Consider the following 19,120-nt stretch of genomic DNA (forward strand, 5'->3'; position numbering starts at 1 on the left):
GATTCCTTCTGGGTTTGCAGGTCGCTCAGCTGGAGCGTTCGACGATCGTGTCCGCGAACCTGATCAGGGCCTTCTTCACCGGGCCGTCCGGAAGGGGCGCGAGCGCCTCCACCGCTTCACGCGCCCAGCGGTGCGCCTCCTCCAGCGTCTGGCGGGTCACGTCGTGCTCGCGGAGCGCGGCGATGGCGTCCATGGCCGCGGGCGTGACCTCGCCGTCCTCGGCCGAGCCGATGACGTCGCGCTCGAGACGATCGAGCAGGGCCGCCGCCTCGGGGTCGGTGGAGGCGCGCTCGCGGAGGCGGAGCACGGGAAGGGTCGCGACGCCGGCGCGCAGATCGTTGCCGGGGGTCTTGCCGGTCTGGGCCACACCCTCCGACGACAGGTCGATGACGTCGTCGATGAGCTGGAAGGCGACGCCGATCTTCTCGCCGAACACCACGACGGGCTGGTCGAACTCCGCCGGAGCGTTCGAGAAGAGAACGCCCATCTGGGCGGCGACCGCGATCAGCGAGCCGGTCTTGTCCTCGAGCACCCCGATGTAGTGCTCGATCGGGTCTTCGCCCTCCTGGGGACCGATGGTCTCGTGCAGCTGGCCGAGGCACAGCCGCTCGAACGTGTCGGCCTGGAGCTGGATGGCGCGCTCGCCGAGCGCGGAGACCAGCTTGCTCGCGCGGGCGAACAGCAGATCGCCGGTCAACACGGCGACGGAGTTGCCCCAGACGAACTGCGCGCTCGGAACACCGCGCCGCATCTGGGAGTCGTCCATGACGTCGTCGTGGTAGAGCGACGCAAGGTGGGTGATCTCGACGGCCGATGCCGCCTGGATGACGTCGGCGTTCGTCCCTCCGCCCAGCTGGGCGGCCAGGAGGGTCAGCATGGGACGGACCCGCTTGCCGCCGGCCTCGAGGAGGTACCGCGCCGTCACGTCCGCGAGATTGTCCGCGAAGTGCATCTCCTGGTGCAGGCTCTCCTCGACCTGGGCGAGCCCGGCATCGACGGCGTTCGCGAGCTCGCGGTCGTCACCGCGGAGGAAGATCCGCTCGGTGAAGCCGAGCTGGCTGGTGAGCGACGGACGCCGCACAGCCGGGACACTTCGTGGCACTACTCCCCCTCGGACGGGATGGTGGACGCAGACTCTTCGGAGCCGGCGGGTCCGGCGGATGCCGGCCGCGAGGCGGAGCCGGCAGAGGTCGAGCGCTTCGGCTTGGGCGCCGCAGGCTGTGCCGCGCCGGACTTCGGAGCGGAGGGCTTGGCCGTCGTGCCTGGTTTGGCGGGCTTGGCGGCGGCGGACGGCTTCGCGGCGGCGGGCTTGGCGGCGGCGGACGGCTTCGCCGCGGCGGGCTTCGCGGCGGCAGGCTTCGCGGCAGCGGGCTTCGCGGCAGCAGGCTTGGCCGCGCCGGCGGGCTTCGCCGTGGCAGGCTTGGCCGCGCCGGCAGGCTTCGCCGCGGCAGGCTTGGCCGCACCAGCGGGCTTCGCCGCGGCAGGCTTGGCCGCACCAGCAGGCTTCGCCGCGGACGGCGACCCACCGGCGGGCTTCTTCGACGGAGCCGAGGGCTCGGCATCCGACGAGGGCGTCTCGGCGACGGTCTCGACCGGTACGGGCGGGCGCTCCGGCTTGAAGCCGCGATGGAGGGCGACGATCCCGGCCGTCAGGTTGCGGTAGGCGACGCGCTCGAATCCGGCCTCGCGCATCCACCCGGCGAGCGCACGCTGGTCCGGCCACGCCTCGATGGACTCCATGAGGTACTCATAGGCGGCGGGGTTGGAGCTCGCGACGCGAGCCAGCACCGGCATCCCGAACTTCAGGTAGGCGGAATACCCGGCACGTACGGGGGCGAGCGGCGGGCGGGAGAACTCGCACACCACCACGCGGCCCCCGGGCTTCACCACCCGGTAGAACTCGGCGAGCGCCTTCTTCGGGTCGACGATGTTGCGCAGGCCGAACGAGATCGTCACAGCGTCGAACGTGTCGTCGTCGAACGGGAGGTCGGTCGCGTCCGCCTGGACGAAGCGGATGAACGGGTTGCCGGCCTGGCGCTGCCGGCCGACCTCGATCATCCCCGCGGAGAAGTCGGCGGCGACGACGGACGCCCCGTTGCGGGCGAGAGACGCGCTGGACGTGCCGGTTCCTGCCGCGACGTCGAGGATCGTCTCTCCGACGCGCGGATCGACAGCGCGGGTCGTCGCGACGCGCCACAGTGCCGCATTGCCGACCGACAGGACGTTGTTGGTCCGGTCGTAGCGCGTCGACACCTGGTCGAACATGGCGGCGACCTGCGCGGGCTGCTTGCTGAGGTCGGCCTTACTCACCCCACCAGCTTAGGCTGCGGCGTCAGCGGGTGCATGCCGACGGCAGGATGCACGCCGAACGGTCAGCCGGGCGAGCCGCCGCGACGGAGTGCGATCGGGCATCAGAAGCGCTGCCCGAGCGCCTTGGCCCGCAGTGCGTCGAACTCTCCGGGCGAGATCACACCCTGGTCGAGCAGCGCCTGCGCCTGCTGGATGTCGGCCGCCGGCGTCGCCGACGCCGTCGGCTTCGACCCCCAGTCGTCGTCCTCCGGGACCTGCGCCCGACGCGCCATGCTCCGCTCCGCCATGCCGCGTCCCCGGGCGATCAGGTACACGAGCACCGTGATCAGCGGGACGAAGATGAGGAAGATCACCCAGACGGCCTTCCACCACCCGTTCAGCTTGTCGTCACGGAACAGGTCGACCAGCACGGTGAACAGGATCATCACGAACGCCACGAACGCGAAGATCCAGAAGACGTACAGGAACGCATTCCAGAAGGTGCCCATCTCAGTCCCCTCTCATCGCGCACACCGTAATGCGGGGCGCCGACCCGCGGCTAGACCACATCTGCGCGGGCGGGACTACCATGGCGATCCCAGAGATCGCGGGGCGGACGGCCGCCCCACGGGTGAGGAGCGACGGTGCCCAAGGACACGTTCTGGACGACGGACCCCTCCGAGCTGCTCCGTGTGCGGCCCGGGTTCGACCTCGCCGACCAGCCCACCGACGGCACCCCCGGCTTCGACGGAGGCAAGACGGAAGGGCAGGATGCGCTCGCGGCGGGGCGGGACAAGCTCGCCGAACTGCAGGAGAAGCTGTACGCCTGCGGGCGGGAGGGCGACACCCGCTCCGTCCTCCTCGTGCTCCAGGCGATGGACACCGCCGGGAAGGGCGGCATCGTCTCGCATGTCATCGGCGCGATGAACCCCGGCGGGGTCCACTACGCGGGCTTCGGCAAGCCGACACCGGAGGAGCTCGCGCACGATTTCCTCTGGCGGATCTGGCGCGAGGTCCCCTCCGCCGGGCAGGTGGGGGTCTTCGACCGGTCCCACTACGAGGACGTATTGATCGGCCGGGTCCGGCAGCTGGCGCCGCCGGACGAGCTGGAGCGCCGCTACGGCGCGATCACCGGATTCGAGCACGAGCTGGCCGAGTCGGGAACCACCATCGTCAAGGTGATGCTGCATATCAGCAGAGGCGAGCAGAAGAAGCGACTCGCAGCCCGCCTCGACGACAGGACGAAGCTGTGGAAGTTCAACCCGGCCGATGTGGACGAGCGTCTCCGATGGGACGACTACCAGGAGGCGTACCAGATCGCCCTCGAACGGACGACCACGGCGGAGGCTCCCTGGTTCGTCGTCCCCGCCGACCACAAGTGGTACGCCCGGGTGGCCGTGCAGCAGCTGCTGATCCACACACTCGAGCGACTCGACCTGGAGTGGCCGATGCCCGACTACGACGTGGAGGAGCAGAAGCGCCGGCTGGCCGCCTCCTGATCGCCCGTCGGGCCCGGGGAGCCCGGGAGCCCGGACGGCGTCAGCCGAAGGCCTCCACGATCGGCCGGAACTTCATCGTCGTCTCGGCGAGTTCGCGCTCCGGGTCGGAGTCCGCGACGATGCCGGCGCCCGCGTAGGCGGTCAGATCGCCGTCCGGCGTCACCTGGGCGCACCGCAGCGCGATCGCCCACTCCCCGTCGCCATCCCCGCCGACCCAGCCGACCGGTCCGGCGTAGCGCCCGCGGTCGAACGGCTCCAGCTCGCGGATGAGCGCGAGGGCCTCGCGGCGGGGCGTCCCGGCGACCGCGGCCGTCGGGTGCAGTGCAGCGGCGAGGTCGAGCGAGCTGGATCCGTCGCTCAGCATGCCCGCGATGTCCGTCGCGAGGTGCCACAGGTTCGGGAGCTTGAGCGTGAAGGGCTCGTCACTCGCGGCGAGGTCCGCGCTGTGCGGGCGGAGCGCATCCATCACGCTCGTCACGGCGAAGCGGTGCTCGCCCTGATCCTTCGCACTGGCCACCAGCTCGGCGGCCGCTGCGGCGTCACGCGACGCGTCGGAGCCGCGGGAGATCGTCCCGGCCAGCACGCGCGCCGTCACCGTCCCGTGGTGGACGCGCACCAAGGTCTCCGGCGACGAGCCGACCAGGCCGTCCACCGCGAAGGTCCAGCAGTCCGGGTAGCCGAGCGCGAGTTCCACCAGGGCACGGCGGAGGTCGGACTCCACCGGCAGGTGGCCGCGGAGATCCCGAGCGAGCACCACCTTCGACAGGTCCTGTTCGCGGATGCGCTCGACTGCGGCCGCGACGGCCGAACGGTAGCCGTCCCCGCCCAGCTGCCCGGGCAGGAGCGCCAGCCGGTACTCGTCGCCGAAAGCCGTCGGCCGAGGCAGGTCACCTGTCGCCGGAGCATCGGCGCGACGGATGCGCGTGACCCAGCTGCGGCTGCCTCGGCGCCCGATGACGATCTCCGGCACGATCAGAGTGCTCGTGGCCGTGCTCTCGTCGTCGAACGCGAATGTGCCGAACGCCACGAGCCCCGTTCCGGGCGTGCGCACGGCGTCGTCGACGGTCGCGGCGGCCGCCGTCGCGCGCCAGGCTGCCGATGCCTGCTCGATGCGATCCGGCCCGGTGAAGTCGAGCCGGAGCACCTCCCCGATCCCGGCCATCCCCTCGCCTTTGCGCAGCCACAGCAAGGGTGCGCGGGAGTCGAGGAAGGGGATGAGCTGGCGGACGTCGTCGAGCGGTGCGGTCTCGGCCACGAGCACCGTAACGCCCGTCTCCCGCCGAGCGGTCGGGGCTGATCTCACCAGGCCAGCCTACGCCCGCGAGGCTGTGCGCCCGTTGGACACCGGATGGGGACTCCATGGATGCGCCGGGCCTCAAGAGTAGGCAATGCGCGCGTTCGACACTCAGTACATCAGGACGATGACCGATCCACCTGGATGTAACATCCAACTATGCCCGTGCCCGTGACCGGAGCCGCCAGCCCCCGGCGGCTGATCCGAGACGAAGTCTTCCTGCGCCTCCTCGACGCGATTGTCGACGGCGACCTGCTCCCCGGCGAGCAGCTCTACGACGCCGAGATCGAGCGCTGGGTCGGGGTGTCCCGCACGCCCGTCCGCGAAGCGCTCAACCAGCTGGCCGCCATGGGCCTCGTCGAGATCCTCCCCCAGCGCCGCACGCGCGTCACGCCGATCGAGTCCCGTCGGCTGCGCGAACTGCTCACCACGGTCGGCGTGCTCGTCGCCGGGGTCGTGCGCGACGCGACACCGCTTCTCACCGAGGACGACCGGGAGACGCTGCGCTCCTTCTCGTCCGCGGACGCCTCCGAGGCCATCCGCACAGGGCTCTCCGCCGACGGCTTCCTCGGCGTCTTCGTCCGCCGCCTCGACAACGCGACCATCGCGCGCCTGCTCAAGCGGCACCTCCCCGAGGTGCAGCGGGCGCTCAAGGCCGCCCCCTCGTCAGCGCCGCTCGAGAAGGCCACCCCCACGCTGAAGACCCTGATCGACTCGGCAGTCGCCGGCAAGGCCGACAAGGCCGCCCGCGCCACCCGCGACCTGTTCGACACCTCGATCGTCTCGATCGCCGACGAGTTCGCCACGTCTTCGAAGGAGGCCCGCTGATGCCGCTGCCCGTGAGCGACACCGCACCGGTCGAGCGCCGGCTGCTGCGCGATGTGGTCTACACCCGCCTGTACGAGGGCATCCTCGACGGCACCCTCGAGCCGGGTGAGACGCTCCTCGACGAGAAGCTGACCGCATGGCTCGGCGTCTCCCGTACCCCGATCCGCGAAGCGCTCATGAAGCTCGCCGACATCGGGCTCGTGGAAATGGCGCCCAACCGGTACACCCGCGTCGCGCCGATCGACCTCAAGGCGATCGACGAGGCCATCTACACGACCGGGCTCCTCCACGAGTATGCGGCGCGCACGAACGTCCCCGCGCTCGAGAACGCGGTGGTCACCCGCCTCGACAAGGCGCAGAAGGAGGTCAAGAAGGCGGCGAAGGCGCACGACCTGCCGGCTCTCGGGCGCGCATTCAACGACTTCTTCCTCGAGCTGACGCGCGCGGGAGGCAACGACGTGCTCGTCTCGGTGAGCGAGGGCCTCAGCCCGCAGCTGCTCCGCTACATCTCGGTCTGGCAGACGCCGTTCGGGGTCGACGACCTCGCCGGCGCGCTGGCCGGCATCCTCGCGGCCGCGAAGGACCGCGACGGCGCGAAGGCCGGAGACCTGGTGAAGGACCTCTACGCCAGGACGCTCACGCAGTTCCTCGAGGACTACCGCCGCCGCGACGTGGATATCGTCAAGACCCCGGTCTTCTGACGCGGGTCTTCTGACGCCGGTCTTCTGACGCCGGTCGCGTTCCCGGGACGGCCGCGTCAGACCTCGAAGTCGACCGCGGCGCGCGCGCCGACGACGGACCGGATGTATGCCGCCACCTCGACGTGAGCAGGATGCTCGACGTACGCACGCAGGCCGTCCAGGTCGTCGAAGTCGCTGATCAGCACGACATCGAAGTCGTCGCCCGGCACCGCGCTGACGCCGACCTCGAGCGAACGCAGCTGCGGGATGACGGGGGGAAGCGACTCCAGACCGCGCTTGATCTCGGCCGCCTGCTCGGCGCGCTCCGTCCCATCGGTGGTCGCGAGCTTCCACGAGACGACGTGGCGGATGGTCATTCGGCCTCCAGGAGTGCGGTGCGCAGGCGTGCCGGGTCGACCCGCCAGTAAGTGTGGACGCGTCCATCGACGAGCACGACGGGGATCTCCTCCACGTACTTCTCGTGGAGCTCGGCGTCCTGCAGGATGTCACGCTCCTCGACCGTGACCTCGGGGGAGCCGTCCGGCAGCTGATCGATGACCGCGTGGACGACCTCCCGCGCGTCATCGCACAGATGGCATCCGGGCTTGCCGATGAGAGTCAGGGAGACGGTGGACACGAATCCACTCTAGACGCAGCAAAAAGCGCCGGACCGGACGGACCGACGCTTGGAGCCGCAGACTCGAGGTCTACTTCTTGTTGCGACGCTGGTGGCGCGTCTTGCGAAGAAGCTTGCGGTGCTTCTTCTTCGCCATACGCTTGCGACGCTTCTTGATAACGGAACCCACGTGGACCTCACAAAGAATCGGGGGCATGCCGCGGGGCGCGCGGCGACACGAGCAGCCAGTCTACCTGACGTCACGCAGAGTCCGCGACGCCGCCCTCTCGGAACGTCGCGGCTTGCAACAGCTGGTCGACCGCGGACTCCGGTACACGGAACGATCGGCCGAAGCGGATGGCGGGCAGTTCGCCCGAATGGACGAGCCGGTACACGGTCATGCGGGACACGCGCATCATGTCGGCCACCTCGGCGACCGTCAGGAAGCGCACGTCTCTCAGATCGTGTGCCATGAGCCCGTCCTCCCCTTTCCGGACATCGTACTCGCGGAGGGTCAGTCCTTGCGCCACTTCTTCGGCGTCACGCGCTCGGTCGCCGACGAGACCCGATGACGCGTGTCGGCGAGCACCTTGCCGACCGTGCTCGCGAACTCGCGCGTCTCCTCCGCCAGCCGGACGCTCAGCTCCATGTCCTCGTCGGATGCCGTGAACGGAATGATCCAGTCCTCGACCGCCACCAGCGGACCGGCATCCAGACGGTAGTAGCGGTGCTGGCCCTCCTCGCGGACGGACACGAGGCCCGCCTCGCGCAGCACCTTGAGGTGCTTCGACACCGTCGGCTGGCTCAGCTCGAGCGTCGCGACGATCTCGGACACGGATATCTCGCCCACGGAATGCGCCGCGTCCGTATTGCGATCGAGCAGTACGCGCAGAATGTCGCGCCGCGTCGGATCGGCGATCACGTCGAAGATGTCGGCCATGTCCCCAGGCTAGCCATTCCCCCGACGCAGTACCATGTCCGAAGCCCGCCCGACAGCCGAAGACGACGGGAAGGACGAGACATGAGCGCCACCACCCGGGCGGTCCCCGGACGGCCCACGTCCCCGGCCGGGCGCATCCGAGCCGCCGTCAACGGGTTCGCGGCCCGGAGCCCCTCGCGGTTCGCGATCCTCGTGTTCGCCCTGCTGATCCTCGTCTTCACGCTGCTGTTCTCGCTGCCGATCTCGTCGTCGAACGGGCGGTGGACGCCGCTCGCCGACTCGTTGTTCACCGCGGTCTCGGTGATCTGCGTCACCGGGCTCGCGACCGTCGACATGGCGACGCACTGGTCGGTGTTCGGACACCTGCTCGTCTACATCGGCGTGCAGGTGGGCGCCGTCGGCGTCCTGACCATGGCCTCCATCCTCGGACTCGTCATCTCGCGCAAGCTCGGCCTCCGCGCGAAGCTGATGGCCGCCAGCGACAGCAACCCGCTCCGCGTCCACGGGGGCCCGGTCGCCGAGGGCCAGGCGGTGCGGCTGGGCGAGGTCGGCAAGCTGCTCGCCACCGTCGCGATCAGCATGGTCGTCATCGAGGGCGGCGTCGCCCTGCTGCTCTTCCCGCGGATGCTGATCGCCGGCATCGACGTCGGCACGGCCGCATGGGAGTCCGTGTACTACTCGGCGATGGCGTTCACGAACACCGGATTCACGCCCAACCGGGAGGGGATCGACGCCTTCGCGACCGACTACTGGTTCCTCGGCGCGCTGATGATCGGCGTGTTCCTCGGCGCGATCGGGTTCCCGGTCATCCTGGCCATCGCCTCCAATCTGCGTCAGAAGCGACGGCGCTGGTCCATCCACGTCAAGCTGACGCTGCTGACCTCGGTCATCCTGCTCGTCGCCGGGGCCGTGCTCTACATCGTCTTGGAGTACGACAACCCGAAGACATTCGGCAGCCTGGACGCCGGGCACACCGTCTTCCAGTCGTTCTTCCTGTCGACCATGGCGCGGTCGGGAGGCTTCTCGACCATCCCCATCGACGACCTGCACGGGTCGAGCCTGCTCGTCACCGACATGCTGATGTTCATCGGAGGCGGGTCGGCATCCACCGCCGGCGGCATCAAGGTCACCACGCTGGCCGTCCTCTTCCTGGCCGCGTTCGCCGAGGCGCGCGGTGTGGAGTCGATGGATGCGTTCCGCCGCCGCATCCCCATCGACGTCCTGCGGCTGTCGGTCGCCGTCGCGCTCTGGGGGGCGACGATCGTCGCGGTGTCCAGCATCCTCATCCTGCAGATCACCAAGGCACCCCTCGACCACGTGCTGTTCGACGTGATCTCCGCATTCGCCACCTGCGGTCTGTCGACCGGTCTGACCGAGCGGCTGCCGGACGCGGGCGTCTACGTCATGGCCGCGACGATGTTCTGCGGACGCGTTGGTACAGTGACACTCGCCGCGGCGCTGGCCCAGAGCCAGCGGCGCCAGCTGTACCACAACCCGGAGGAGAGGCCGCTCGTTGGTTGACCGGATCAGACACAACGCGCCCGTCCTCGTCATCGGACTCGGCCGGTTCGGCGCGGCGACCGCCGGGCAGCTGGACCGCCTCGGGCGCGAGGTGCTCGCCATCGACACGGATGCGAACCTCGTCCAGAAGTGGGCGGACCGCGTCACCCACACCGTGCAGGCCGATGCGCGCTCGATCGAGACGCTGCGGCAGATCGGCGCTGAGGACTTCTCGATCGGCGTCGTCGCCGTCGGATCGTCGATCGAGGCGAGCGTGCTGATCACGGCAAACCTCGTCGACCTCAAGGTGCCGCAGATCTGGGCGAAGGCGATCTCGAAGTCGCATGGCAAGATCCTGGAGCGGATCGGCGCCAACCACGTGATCTACCCGGAGGCGGAGGCGGGCGAGCGCGCGGCGCATCTCGTGTCCGGACGGATGCTCGACTTCATCGAGTTCGACGACGACTTCGCCCTGGTCAAGATGTACCCGCCGAAGCCGATCCGGGGTCTGCGCCTCGGCGAGTCCGGTGTCCGCTCGAAGTACAACATCACCGTCGTCGGCGTGAAGAGCCCGGGAAAGCCGTTCACCTACGCGACTCCGGACACCGTGGTCTCCGACCACGACCTCGTCATCGTCTCCGGCGCGTCCGCCGACATCGAGCGCTTCGCCGCCCTCGAGGCCTGACCCCCCTCCACCGTCGAGTCCGCAAACTTTGCACGCTTCGGTGCCCCCAAGCGTGCAAAGTTTGCGGACTCGACGGTGGGGGCTGTGGATGAGCGGTCCGGTGCACGCGGGAGGCGCTTGGGTAGAGGGATGGACGAGAACGGGGCCCGCACGAGCGAGCTGCTGCGCGACGGTGTCTCGTGGCGCACGGTATACGGGCAGAAGCTGCATCGACCTTTCTTCGGGATGCGGTCGGCCTCCGAGCCGGAGGGTCATATCGCCCTCTGTCACGCGGCGGCGGTCATCCTGCCCAGCGCGGCCCTGTTCAGCCACCGCTCGGCCGCCATGATTCACGGGATGCCGCTGCCGAACTGGGCCGAACCCACGGAGGTGGAGATCTCCGTGTTCGAGCCGACGCGCCCGCCACGTCTGCGCGGGATCGTCTCGCACCAGCTCACGCCCGACGAGCACCGGTGGGTCCTGGTCGACGGACTCCGGGTGATCGCCGCGCAGGACACGTGGGCCCAGCTGAGCACTCGGCTACGGCTCCCCGACCTGGTCGCCATCGGGGATTTCCTGATCACGGGCGATGAGCCGTACTCGCAGCATCCGCCGCCGTTGGTCCGCGCCGACCTCGAGGCAGCCGTCCGCCGCCACGGTCGACGGCGCGGTGTGACGACCTTGAGACAGGCGCTCGAGCGCATCCGTTACGGATCACTGTCGCCGCAGGAGTCGCGCCTCCGCCTGGCTCTCGAGGATGCGGGGTTGCCGTCCCCCGAACTCAACCACGTCGTCCGGTCGCCGGACGGGGAACGCGTCGAAGCCATGATCGACCTCGCGTATCCGACGGCCCGGGTCGCCATCGAGTACCTCGGCGATCACCATCGGACTGACACGGCGACCTACAGGAACGACATCGGCCGGCGGGAGCGCCTCGTCGAGTCCGGATGGGATGTGATCTTCGTGACCGCCGCGGACAGCTTCGACCAGGTCGCCCTGCGGGTCCGCCGAGCACTCCGCCGGTCGAGTACGCGATAACTGCACGCTATCCGCCCGAAAAGCGGTAAGTCTTTGCGGACTCGACGGGGGGCGGGGGGCGGGGGGCGGGGGGTCAGCCGGCGGCGAGTTCGCGGGCGCGCGCGAGGGCGGCGTCGGTCGCGCGGGCGAAGAGGGCGGGGAGGTCGGCCTCGGAGAGGACGGCGATCGCCCGCTCCGTCGTGCCGTTCGGGCTGGTCACCCGGCGGCGCAGCTCGGCCGGGTCCTCGCCCGAGGACACCAGCAGCTCGGACGCGCCGAGGAACGTGCCGTTCACGAGCGTGGCGGCCTGCTCCGGTGTGAAGCCCTTCTGCACGGCCGCCTCGGTCAGCGCCTCGATGAGGAGGAACACGTATGCGGGACCGGACCCCGAGATCGTGCTCAGCGCATCCAGCTGCGACTCCGGGACCTCGACCACCTCGCCCACGGTCTCGAACAGCGCGCGCACGACCTCCAGGTCGTCCGGATCGGTGCGCGATCCCGCGCTGACGCCGGTCACGGCCTTGCCGACGACCGCCGGCGTGTTCGGCATGGCGCGGACGACAGAGACCGAGTCCGGGAGGAGCGACTCCATCGTCTCCGTGGTGACCCCGGCGGCGACGCTGACCACGACGGTCCCCGGCGCAAGCGAGCCGGTGATCTCGGCGAGCAGGTCGCGCACCATGGCCGGCTTCACCGCGACGATCACCACCTGCGCCCCGTCGACGGCGAGCCGGTTGGCGTCCGCCTGCGTCTCCGTCGCGTACGCGGTGACCCCCGGCGTCCCGGCGAGCTCTGCGGCGCGCGCCTCCGACCTGTTGGTGACCCGCACCCCCGCGACCTGCACCCCGGGCGCGAGCAGGCCGCTCAGGATCGCCCGTCCCATCGAACCGGCACCCAACATCGCGATCGTCGGAAGGGTCACGTTCTGCGCGTCGTCCATGCGGCCCATCCTAGGATGAGGAGCATGAGCGCATCCGGCGGAAACAGAGCGATCGTCGCCGCTTTCGCGGCCAACCTGGGGATCGCCCTCACCAAGTTCATCGCGTGGGCGTTCTCGGGCTCGTCGTCGATGCTCGCGGAGGGCGTGCACTCGGTGGCCGACTCGGGCAACCAGCTGCTGCTGCTGCTCGGCGGCCGGCGGTCGCGCCGCACGGCCGACCGCGAGCACCCCTTCGGGTACGGCCGCGAGCGGTACGTCTACGCCTTCGTCGTCTCCATCATCCTGTTCTCGGTCGGCGGCGTGTTCTCGATCTACGAGGGGATCGAGAAGCTCACCCACCCGCATCCGCTCGAGAACGCCTGGCTGCCGATCCTCGTGCTGCTCATCGCCATCGGCCTGGAGTCCTTCTCGCTGCGCACGGCGGTCCACGAGTCGCGCCCGCACAAGAAGGGGATGTCGTGGCCGCAGTTCGTGCGCCGCGCCAAGGCCCCCGAGCTCCCCGTCGTCCTGCTCGAGGATGTGGCGGCGCTGACCGGTCTCGTCTTCGCCCTGATCGGCGTCGGTCTCACGATCATCACCGGCAACTCCGTCTGGGACGGCATCGGGACCCTCTTCATCGGCGCCCTGCTGGTCGCCGTCGCGGTCGTGCTCGGCATCGAGACGAAGAGCCTGCTGGTGGGCGAGGGCGCCTCCGACGTCGACCTCGCCGCCATCGAGGCCGCGGTGACCGCAGGCCCCGAGGTGGAGCGCATCATCCACATGAAGACCCTCTACCTCGGCCCGGACGAGCTGATGGTCGCGGCGAAGCTCGCGTTCTCCGGCGAGCACCGCCTGGCGGACGTCGCCGCGGCGATCGATGTCGTCGAGCGCCGCATCCGCGAGGCCGTCCCGGTCGCGCGCGTCATCTACATCGAGCCGGATGTGTGGGTCGACCCCAACGAAGCCGCCCCGGCCACCGACACCATCGTCATCAAGGGACTCGAGTGACCCGCACTGCCGTCATCCTGCAGCACGACCCCAGCATCCATCTCGGCAACATCGGCCCGGTGCTCACCGAGCACGGGTACGACCTGCGGATCGTGGATGCGACCACCGAGGACGTCTCGGCGATCGACCCGGCGGAGGCCGACCTCGTCGTCGTCCTCGGCGGAGAGATGGGCGCGTACCAGACCGACGAGTTCCCCTTCCTGGAGCAGGAGAAGCAGCTGCTGCGGGCGCGCATCGGCGCCGAGCGCCCTGTGCTCGGCGTGTGCCTCGGAGCGCAGCTCATGGCCGGCGCGCTCGGCGAGCGCGTCTACAAGGGCGACACCACCCAGATCGGTTACCGCCGGGTCGAGCCGACGGAGGCCGGCGCGGACTCGCCGATCCGCCACTTCACGGGCGTCCCCGTGGTGGAGTGGCACGGCGACACCTTCGAGCTGCCCGAGGAGGCGACGCTGCTGGCGTCCTCCAGCGACTACTCGAACGAGGCCTTCGCGATCGGCGACTTCGCGCTCGCGGTGCAGTTCCACCCCGAGGTGACCGACGAGATGCACGAGGCGTGGGTCGCGGACGGGTACAACGAGCTGGATGAGCTGGCCATCGACCCCGAGGCGCTCCGCCGCGACCGGGAGGCCTATTCCGCGCGGATGCAGGAGGCGTCGCGCGCAGCCTTCTCCGAGTGGCTGGAGCGCCTACCCGCCTGAGGCCTCAGCGCTTCGCCCGGAAGAAGTCGAGAAGCACCTCGCCGCACTCCTCTGCGAGCACACCCGCGAACACCTCGACGCGATGGTTCAGCCGGCGGTCGCGGAGGACGTCGTACACCGACCCCGCGGCGCCGGCCTTCTCGTCCCAGGCGCCGAACACGACCGTGGGGATGCGCGCGGCGAGCACCGCGCCTGCGCACATCACACAGGGCTCCAGGGTGACCACGAGCGTGCACCCCTCGAGGTGCCAGTCGTCACGCGTCGCCGCCGCCTCCCGCAGGGCCAGCACCTCGGCGTGCGCCGTCGGATCGTGCCGGAGCTCGCGCTCGTTGCGGCCCGTCCCGATGACCTCGCCGTTCTCGTCCAGCACGAGGGCGGCCACCGGCACATCGCCCGTGTCGAAAGCGAGCCGGGCGTCGGCGAGCGCTCGGCCCATCCACTGCTCGTAGTCGACGGGCACCGGCAGGCTCACGGCGGTCCTCTCGGGGTTCGGGGGTTCGGCTAGCCTTGAGCCTATGCGAGTGCACGTTGCGGACCACCCCCTCATCACCCACAAGCTGACGGTGCTCCGCGACAAGCGGACGCCCTCGCCGGTGTTCCGTCAGCTCACCGAGGAGCTCGTCACCCTGCTCGCCTACGAGGCGACGCGCGGTGTGCGCGTGCAGCCCGTCGAGATCCAGACCCCGGTCACCACCACGATGGGTGTCGCCCTGAGCGAGCCGCGCCCGCTCGTCGTCCCCATCCTGCGCGCAGGTCTCGGGATGCTCGAGGGGATGGTGCGGCTCATGCCGACGGCCGAGGTCGGCTTCCTGGGGATGGTGCGCAACGAGGAGACGCTCGAGCCGACCACCTACGCCGAGCGCCTGCCGATGGATCTGTCGGACCGGCAGTGCTTCGTGCTGGACCCGATGCTCGCAACGGGAGGCTCGCTCGGCGCGGCGATCGAGTTCCTGTTCGCGCGCAACGCCGTCGACGTGACGGCCATCTGCCTGCTTGCCGCCCCCGAGGGCCTGGAGGCTCTCGAGAAGGCGACGGAGGGGCGCAATGTGACCATCGTGCTGGGCGCCCTCGACGAGCGCCTGAACGAGAACGGCTACATCGTCCCGGGTCTCGGCGACGCCGGCGACCGCCTTTACGGCACGGTGTAGCCGCACGCAATAGTGCGTAATGATTTGACACGGCGAGTCATGGTCGGTTTTACTAACGTGCATGACTGACAACTCGCGTACCCTGACCTCCTTCGAGGCCCTTGGGGATGCCGGCATGATGATGGCCGGCCGCGACTCGGTCATGTGTTGCCGAATGTGTCGCTGATCTGACGACCCTTCGCCGAGCAGCAGCCCTCCGACGACATCTCGTCGTGACCGGGCGCACGCTCCCCGGGAGCGCCACACTCACGCTCCCGCGCATCCGCCCCGCCGTCTAGGGGCACACAACACGACACTCCCCGCGAATCCCCGCACTCCGCCGTACCCGCGGAGCTTCATCGCATCGGGATGCGGAACATCATCACTAAGGACTCGATTCCCATGTCTCTGGCCACCGTCGACACCGCCTTCCCCCGCACCTCCGCCGTCTCCCCCGTCAGTCCGATCCGCCCCGCGGCTCCGACCGACGCCGCCGCGCCCGCACCGGCCGTCGACTCCGCTCCCCGCATCCGGGCCGTGCCGGAGGGCACCGAGGCCCGCGGCTTCGTCCTCTACGTCGGCATCGACGAGGCGAAGGCCGCCGCCGCCGGAACGGACCTCGGTCGCATCGTGGAGGCGCTCAAGCGCCTCACTGCCGAGATCGCCCCGACCGCCGAGACCTACGCGGCCGTCGCCCTCGCCCCGGCCGGCGCCGGCGGACGCGACGTGGATGTCGTGCGCCTCGCCCTGCAGGACCCGGCCGCCATCGCCAAGCACCGCCATGCGGTCACGGTCGACGAGGACGAGGACCGCGCAGCATCCGGGGTCGTCGTCGACATCTCCCGCAAGCGCCTCGTGCTCGACAACCAGACCGTCGCCCTGACGTACAAGGAGTTCGAGCTGCTGCAGTACCTCGTGCTCCGCGAGGGCCGCACTATCGAGCGCTCGGAGCTCATCTCGTCGCTGTGGAGCGGCGCCGATGAGGACGAGGTCCCGAACGAGCGCACCATCGACGTCCACGTGCGCCGTCTGCGCTCGAAGCTGGGCCGCTACGAGGACATCGTGCGCACGGTCCGCGGTGTCGGATACCGCTTCGACCGGCATGCCGACGTCTCCATCCGCTACGCGAGCGCCCCCTCCCCCGACCTGTTCTGACCCCGCCCCGCATCCACCCACCGTCGAGTCCGCAAAGACTTACCGCTTCTCGCCGAGAAACGTGCAGTTTGTGTGGACTCGACGGTGGGGGTCAGGCGGAGCGCTGGTACACGCGGAAGGCGCTCGTCGCCCAGGCGGCCATGATCACCGCGAGCGCTGCGAGCAGGCCTGCGTGCGCCCACAGGGTCGCCCAGTCGGGATGCGCGCTCAGCGCCTGACGACCGACGATCACCGCCCACTCGAACGGGTTGTACGCGGCGACGTTCTGCACCCACTCCGGTGAGAGCTTCGTGTTCATGATCGCGGAGCTGAGGAACATCAGCGGCAGAGTGATCAGCTGCGAGATGCCGATCAGCGCCGTCTGCTCGCGTGCCAGCAGCGCGACGGCGTTGGACAGCGAGCAGAACACCGCGGTCAGCAGCACCACGCCCAGGAGCAGAAGCAGGATGCCGACGATGCCGCCCTCGAACCGGGCGCCCGCCCAGAACGCGATGCCGACCACGACCAGCGACTGGACGACCGCGAGCAGCGACTGGTACACGAGCGTCGACACGATCATCGCTCCACGGTTCGTCGGCGAGGTGAGGAAGCGGTCCATCACGCCGCGGTCCATGTCCTGGATGTAGACGGTCCCGGACCACGCGGACCCGAACAGCGCGAGCATCATCACGACGCCGGGCGTCAGGTACTCGAGATAGCTCTGGCCGACGCCGAAGCCCGGGATGTCGATCACCGATTTGAACAGCTGCCCGAACAGCAGCAGCCAGATCACCGGCTGCACCAGGTTCATCACGAGGAAGGCGGGCATGCGCCAGGCGGCGCGCAGCTGTCTTCCGGTCAGCAGCAGGGTGTGCGTCAGGAACGTCGGGCCGTTCCGCCGCTGGGGACGGGATGCGGGAAGGGCTGTCGTGGTCATGATGCGTTCTCCAGGACGGACTCGGCGGACTCCTGAGCCCGCGTGAAGGTGCGTCCGGTGTGCCGCAGATAGACGTCGTCCAGACTCGGCCGGGCGACCGTGGCGGAGGCGACGGCGACGCCGGCCGCCTCCAGAGCGGCGAGGGCGAGCGGCAGCGTCGCGGCGCCGCTGTCGGCGCGGGCGCGCAGGGTCCGGCCGTCTCCGCCGACCTCGCGCAGCGCATCCACCCGCTGCAGCGCCCCGAGCCCCGCGAAGGGATCGGCATCCGCGGCCAGCTCGACGATCACCGCGTCGCCGCGGAGGTCGTTCTTGAGCTCCTCCGGGGTTCCGCCGGCGACGACCCGGCCGTGGTCGACGATCGCCAGCCGGTCGGCCAGACGGTCCGCCTCATCCAGGTAGTGCGTCGTCAGCAGCACGGTCAGGTTCTCGGCGGTCGTCATCCGTTCGAGCTCCAGCCAGAGCTCGGCGCGCGCCTCCGGGTCGAGGCCGGTGGTCGGTTCGTCGAGGAACAGCACCTCCGGCCGGTGCATGAGGCCGATCGCCACATCCAGCTTTCGCGTCATGCCGCCGGAGTAGGTCTTCACCTGTCGGCGGGCGTGGTCGGTCAGGCCGAAGCGGTCGAGCAGCTCGCGCGCCCGTGCGGCGGCCTCGCGCCCGGAGAGGCCCTGCAGCCGGCCGGCGAGAACGAGGTTCTCGACGCCCGTGTCCATCGGGTCGGAGACGGGCTTCTGCGCGACGAAGCCGAGGGCCCGGCGGACGCGCGCCGGGTGGCGGGCGACGTCGATGCCCGCCACGTACGCGGTCCCCGAGTCGGGGCGGGTGAGGGTCGACAGGATCTTCATGGTCGTCGACTTGCCGGCGCCGTTGGGGCCGAGCAGGCCGAACACGGTGCCCTTCTCGGCCTCGAATCCGAGGTCATCGAGGGCGCGGAGCGGAGGCCTCCCGCGCCCTCCTGGATACGTCTTCACGAGGTGGTCGGCGGCGAGCGCCGGACCCTGTTGATGTGCCATGGTGGCTTCTCTCTTTCAGGTAGGCAGCCACCGACGGGGATATCCTTGAAGACAGCCCTCGGTGACTGTTGACGCAGGTTCCTTACGGAACGACTGAAGGTGTAGATGGCCGGAGAGTTGCCGCTCTCCGGCCATCGTTCTGTGGCTCGAGGCCTTACGACAGGAACAGGTCGGCCGCCTCCTCCCCGAAGGCGCCGGCGGCGATGCGTTCGCGCAGCTCCTCCATGCCGATCCCCTGGCCGAGCAGCACATGCAGCTGCTCCCACCAGTCGTAGCCGCCGATCGACCGGTCGCGGATGCGCGCCGCCAGGTCGGCCACGAACGTCCGCTCCGCCTGCAGCACGGCCATCCGGTAGTGGAACTCGACCATGAAGAGCTCCGGCAACCCGCTCGCCTCGGCCAGCAGAATCCGGCGTCCGGCGATGTCCGCGTCGATCCGGTCACGCCGGCGTTCGAGCAGGTCGGCCGCGACGTCGGGCGGCAGCATGGGCAGCAGCGAGAGGCCGGTCTCGATGGCGGGGTACTCCTTGACCGGGATCTCGACGAGCTCCCGCAGCCACTCCTCCGCCTCCTGCCGCCCGGCCGGAGTGATCGCGTAGACGACGCGCTCGGGGCGGTTGCCCTCGCGCTCGGTCTGCGCCACTTCGATGAAGCCGTGCTTCTCGAGCGACTTGATGACGGCGTAGAGGGAGCCGAAGTTCAGCCGGATGCTGTCCTCCTTGCCGCGCTCCTTCATGGTCGTGGTCATCTCGTACGGGTACATCGGCCGCTCCCACAGGCAGGCCAGGACGGCCAGCGCCAGCGGGTTGGATACCGCGCGCTTCGCCATGGTGCCTCCTCGTCGGCCGATTACTTTGAACAGAGTATTCTATTCAGAGTGATCTCGTCCAGCCCCGGCGGACGACTGTTCGCGGTCGCCCATAAGGGGCCCATGTGAAAGGCAGAGCCGCGGGCCCCGGC

General features: G+C 69.8%; 24 protein-coding genes. 10 read left to right on the forward strand and 14 right to left on the reverse strand.

Annotation, left to right across the window (positions count from 1 at the left end):
• Positions 1-25: 25 nt before the first annotated feature.
• From BLW09_RS16305 to BLW09_RS16315, 3 genes are all read right to left on the reverse strand, one after another.
• Positions 26-1,081 carry a polyprenyl synthetase family protein gene (locus BLW09_RS16305; protein WP_089915143.1) on the reverse strand — a complete coding sequence of 352 codons (1,056 nt, stop codon included), beginning with the start codon at positions 1,079-1,081 and terminating at the stop codon, positions 26-28.
• A gap of 20 nt (positions 1,082-1,101) precedes the next feature.
• A complete protein-coding gene (ubiE, locus tag BLW09_RS16310; RefSeq protein WP_157696988.1) occupies positions 1,102-2,310 on the reverse strand; it encodes a bifunctional demethylmenaquinone methyltransferase/2-methoxy-6-polyprenyl-1,4-benzoquinol methylase UbiE in 1,209 nt (402 codons plus the stop codon).
• A gap of 101 nt (positions 2,311-2,411) precedes the next feature.
• A complete protein-coding gene (locus BLW09_RS16315) occupies positions 2,412-2,798 on the reverse strand; it encodes a hypothetical protein (protein WP_089915146.1) in 387 nt (128 codons plus the stop codon).
• Between the two features lie 135 nt (positions 2,799-2,933).
• Here BLW09_RS16315 and BLW09_RS16320 point away from each other — a divergent pair, with 135 nt between their 5' ends.
• A complete protein-coding gene (locus tag BLW09_RS16320; protein WP_089915149.1) occupies positions 2,934-3,788 on the forward strand; it encodes a polyphosphate kinase 2 family protein in 855 nt (284 codons plus the stop codon).
• 40 nt (positions 3,789-3,828) lie between these two features.
• Here BLW09_RS16320 and BLW09_RS16325 read toward each other — a convergent pair whose 3' ends face one another.
• The gene (locus BLW09_RS16325) at positions 3,829-5,049 is read right to left on the reverse strand and encodes an isochorismate synthase (protein WP_089915152.1); all 1,221 of its coding nucleotides are present in this window, start codon (positions 5,047-5,049) and stop codon (positions 3,829-3,831) included.
• Positions 5,050-5,241: 192 nt separating this feature from the next.
• Here BLW09_RS16325 and BLW09_RS16330 point away from each other — a divergent pair, with 192 nt between their 5' ends.
• Entirely contained in the window at positions 5,242-5,910 is a 669-nt protein-coding gene (locus tag BLW09_RS16330; RefSeq protein WP_089915154.1) for a GntR family transcriptional regulator, read from the forward strand.
• Positions 5,910-6,611, forward strand: coding sequence for a GntR family transcriptional regulator (locus tag BLW09_RS16335; RefSeq protein WP_089915157.1), 702 nt, complete (start codon positions 5,910-5,912; stop codon positions 6,609-6,611). Before BLW09_RS16330 ends, BLW09_RS16335 begins: the two co-directional genes overlap by 1 nt.
• Positions 6,612-6,667: 56 nt before the next feature.
• Here BLW09_RS16335 and BLW09_RS16340 read toward each other — a convergent pair whose 3' ends face one another.
• From BLW09_RS16340 to BLW09_RS16360, 5 genes are all read right to left on the reverse strand, one after another.
• Positions 6,668-6,967, reverse strand: coding sequence for a Dabb family protein (locus BLW09_RS16340; protein ID WP_089915160.1), 300 nt, complete (start codon positions 6,965-6,967; stop codon positions 6,668-6,670).
• Positions 6,964-7,227, reverse strand: coding sequence for a glutaredoxin family protein (locus tag BLW09_RS16345; protein WP_089915163.1), 264 nt, complete (start codon positions 7,225-7,227; stop codon positions 6,964-6,966). The genes BLW09_RS16340 and BLW09_RS16345 overlap by 4 nt, the downstream gene beginning before the upstream one ends.
• Before the next feature lie 70 nt (positions 7,228-7,297).
• A complete protein-coding gene (locus tag BLW09_RS16350) occupies positions 7,298-7,396 on the reverse strand; it encodes a 30S ribosomal protein bS22 (RefSeq protein ID WP_003792170.1) in 99 nt (32 codons plus the stop codon).
• Positions 7,397-7,466: 70 nt separating this feature from the next.
• Positions 7,467-7,679: a helix-turn-helix domain-containing protein gene (locus BLW09_RS16355; RefSeq protein WP_020075898.1), complete on the reverse strand. Its 213-nt coding sequence runs from the start codon at positions 7,677-7,679 to the stop codon at positions 7,467-7,469.
• Positions 7,680-7,720: 41 nt separating this feature from the next.
• Positions 7,721-8,146 carry an ArsR/SmtB family transcription factor gene (locus tag BLW09_RS16360; protein ID WP_089915166.1) on the reverse strand — a complete coding sequence of 142 codons (426 nt, stop codon included), beginning with the start codon at positions 8,144-8,146 and terminating at the stop codon, positions 7,721-7,723.
• Positions 8,147-8,227: 81 nt separating this feature from the next.
• Here BLW09_RS16360 and BLW09_RS16365 point away from each other — a divergent pair, with 81 nt between their 5' ends.
• From BLW09_RS16365 to BLW09_RS16375, 3 genes are all read left to right on the forward strand, one after another.
• A complete protein-coding gene (locus BLW09_RS16365) occupies positions 8,228-9,667 on the forward strand; it encodes a TrkH family potassium uptake protein (protein ID WP_089915169.1) in 1,440 nt (479 codons plus the stop codon).
• Entirely contained in the window at positions 9,660-10,331 is a 672-nt protein-coding gene (locus BLW09_RS16370) for a potassium channel family protein (protein WP_089915172.1), read from the forward strand. Before BLW09_RS16365 ends, BLW09_RS16370 begins: the two co-directional genes overlap by 8 nt.
• A 129-nt stretch (positions 10,332-10,460) precedes the next feature.
• The gene (locus tag BLW09_RS16375) at positions 10,461-11,348 is read left to right on the forward strand and encodes a hypothetical protein (RefSeq protein ID WP_231946910.1); all 888 of its coding nucleotides are present in this window, start codon (positions 10,461-10,463) and stop codon (positions 11,346-11,348) included.
• A 73-nt stretch (positions 11,349-11,421) separates the two neighbouring features.
• Here the strand turns inward: BLW09_RS16375 and proC are convergent, their stop codons facing one another.
• Positions 11,422-12,267, reverse strand: coding sequence for a pyrroline-5-carboxylate reductase (gene proC / locus BLW09_RS16380; RefSeq protein ID WP_089915173.1), 846 nt, complete (start codon positions 12,265-12,267; stop codon positions 11,422-11,424).
• 24 nt (positions 12,268-12,291) lie between these two features.
• On the opposite strand from proC, the gene BLW09_RS16385 reads away from it, so the two are divergent.
• Positions 12,292-13,254 carry a cation diffusion facilitator family transporter gene (locus tag BLW09_RS16385; protein ID WP_089915176.1) on the forward strand — a complete coding sequence of 321 codons (963 nt, stop codon included), beginning with the start codon at positions 12,292-12,294 and terminating at the stop codon, positions 13,252-13,254.
• Positions 13,251-13,952 (forward strand): glutamine amidotransferase, encoded by a 702-nt coding sequence (locus BLW09_RS16390; protein WP_089915179.1) that lies wholly within the window; start codon positions 13,251-13,253, stop codon positions 13,950-13,952. Before BLW09_RS16385 ends, BLW09_RS16390 begins: the two co-directional genes overlap by 4 nt.
• Positions 13,953-13,956: 4 nt before the next feature.
• Here BLW09_RS16390 and tadA read toward each other — a convergent pair whose 3' ends face one another.
• Positions 13,957-14,424, reverse strand: a complete 468-nt coding sequence (gene tadA / locus BLW09_RS16395) for a tRNA adenosine(34) deaminase TadA (protein WP_089915181.1) — start codon at positions 14,422-14,424, stop codon at positions 13,957-13,959.
• 43 nt (positions 14,425-14,467) lie between these two features.
• Here tadA and upp point away from each other — a divergent pair, with 43 nt between their 5' ends.
• Both upp and BLW09_RS16405 read left to right on the forward strand, forming a co-directional pair.
• Complete coding sequence (upp, locus tag BLW09_RS16400; protein WP_089915184.1) at positions 14,468-15,100, forward strand: uracil phosphoribosyltransferase; 633 nt, start codon at positions 14,468-14,470, stop codon at positions 15,098-15,100.
• A 381-nt stretch (positions 15,101-15,481) separates the two neighbouring features.
• Positions 15,482-16,234 carry a winged helix-turn-helix domain-containing protein gene (locus BLW09_RS16405; protein ID WP_089915187.1) on the forward strand — a complete coding sequence of 251 codons (753 nt, stop codon included), beginning with the start codon at positions 15,482-15,484 and terminating at the stop codon, positions 16,232-16,234.
• A gap of 91 nt (positions 16,235-16,325) precedes the next feature.
• Here BLW09_RS16405 and BLW09_RS16410 read toward each other — a convergent pair whose 3' ends face one another.
• The 3 genes from BLW09_RS16410 to BLW09_RS16420 all read right to left on the reverse strand — a co-directional run bounded on the left by BLW09_RS16410 (position 16,326) and on the right by BLW09_RS16420 (position 18,989).
• Positions 16,326-17,150, reverse strand: a complete 825-nt coding sequence (locus tag BLW09_RS16410; protein WP_089915190.1) for an ABC transporter permease — start codon at positions 17,148-17,150, stop codon at positions 16,326-16,328.
• Positions 17,147-18,160, reverse strand: coding sequence for an ABC transporter ATP-binding protein (locus tag BLW09_RS16415; protein WP_089915193.1), 1,014 nt, complete (start codon positions 18,158-18,160; stop codon positions 17,147-17,149). Before BLW09_RS16415 ends, BLW09_RS16410 begins: the two co-directional genes overlap by 4 nt.
• Before the next feature lie 154 nt (positions 18,161-18,314).
• The gene (locus BLW09_RS16420) at positions 18,315-18,989 is read right to left on the reverse strand and encodes a PadR family transcriptional regulator (RefSeq protein WP_089915196.1); all 675 of its coding nucleotides are present in this window, start codon (positions 18,987-18,989) and stop codon (positions 18,315-18,317) included.
• Positions 18,990-19,120 lie beyond the last annotated feature (131 nt).

This window comes from Leifsonia sp. 21MFCrub1.1 (assembly GCF_900107895.1).
Classification (GTDB): domain Bacteria; phylum Actinomycetota; class Actinomycetes; order Actinomycetales; family Microbacteriaceae; genus Leifsonia; species Leifsonia soli.

Excerpts from the sequence above, each read along its gene's own strand:
- BLW09_RS16315 (WP_089915146.1), bottom strand. The coding sequence starts at position 2,798 with ATGGGCACCTTCTGGAATGCGTTCCTGTACGTCTTCTGGATCTTCGCG.
- BLW09_RS16330 (WP_089915154.1), top strand. The coding sequence starts at position 5,242 with ATGCCCGTGCCCGTGACCGGAGCCGCCAGCCCCCGGCGGCTGATCCGA.
- BLW09_RS16335 (WP_089915157.1), top strand. The coding sequence starts at position 5,910 with ATGCCGCTGCCCGTGAGCGACACCGCACCGGTCGAGCGCCGGCTGCTG.
- BLW09_RS16340 (WP_089915160.1), bottom strand. The coding sequence starts at position 6,967 with ATGACCATCCGCCACGTCGTCTCGTGGAAGCTCGCGACCACCGATGGG.
- BLW09_RS16355 (WP_020075898.1), bottom strand. The coding sequence starts at position 7,679 with ATGGCACACGATCTGAGAGACGTGCGCTTCCTGACGGTCGCCGAGGTG.
- BLW09_RS16360 (WP_089915166.1), bottom strand. The coding sequence starts at position 8,146 with ATGGCCGACATCTTCGACGTGATCGCCGATCCGACGCGGCGCGACATT.
- BLW09_RS16365 (WP_089915169.1), top strand. The coding sequence starts at position 8,228 with ATGAGCGCCACCACCCGGGCGGTCCCCGGACGGCCCACGTCCCCGGCC.
- BLW09_RS16375 (WP_231946910.1), top strand. The coding sequence starts at position 10,461 with ATGGACGAGAACGGGGCCCGCACGAGCGAGCTGCTGCGCGACGGTGTC.
- proC (WP_089915173.1), bottom strand. The coding sequence starts at position 12,267 with ATGGACGACGCGCAGAACGTGACCCTTCCGACGATCGCGATGTTGGGT.
- BLW09_RS16385 (WP_089915176.1), top strand. The coding sequence starts at position 12,292 with ATGAGCGCATCCGGCGGAAACAGAGCGATCGTCGCCGCTTTCGCGGCC.
- upp (WP_089915184.1), top strand. The coding sequence starts at position 14,468 with ATGCGAGTGCACGTTGCGGACCACCCCCTCATCACCCACAAGCTGACG.
- BLW09_RS16405 (WP_089915187.1), top strand. The coding sequence starts at position 15,482 with ATGTCTCTGGCCACCGTCGACACCGCCTTCCCCCGCACCTCCGCCGTC.
- BLW09_RS16410 (WP_089915190.1), bottom strand. The coding sequence starts at position 17,150 with ATGACCACGACAGCCCTTCCCGCATCCCGTCCCCAGCGGCGGAACGGC.
- BLW09_RS16415 (WP_089915193.1), bottom strand. The coding sequence starts at position 18,160 with ATGGCACATCAACAGGGTCCGGCGCTCGCCGCCGACCACCTCGTGAAG.
- BLW09_RS16420 (WP_089915196.1), bottom strand. The coding sequence starts at position 18,989 with ATGGCGAAGCGCGCGGTATCCAACCCGCTGGCGCTGGCCGTCCTGGCC.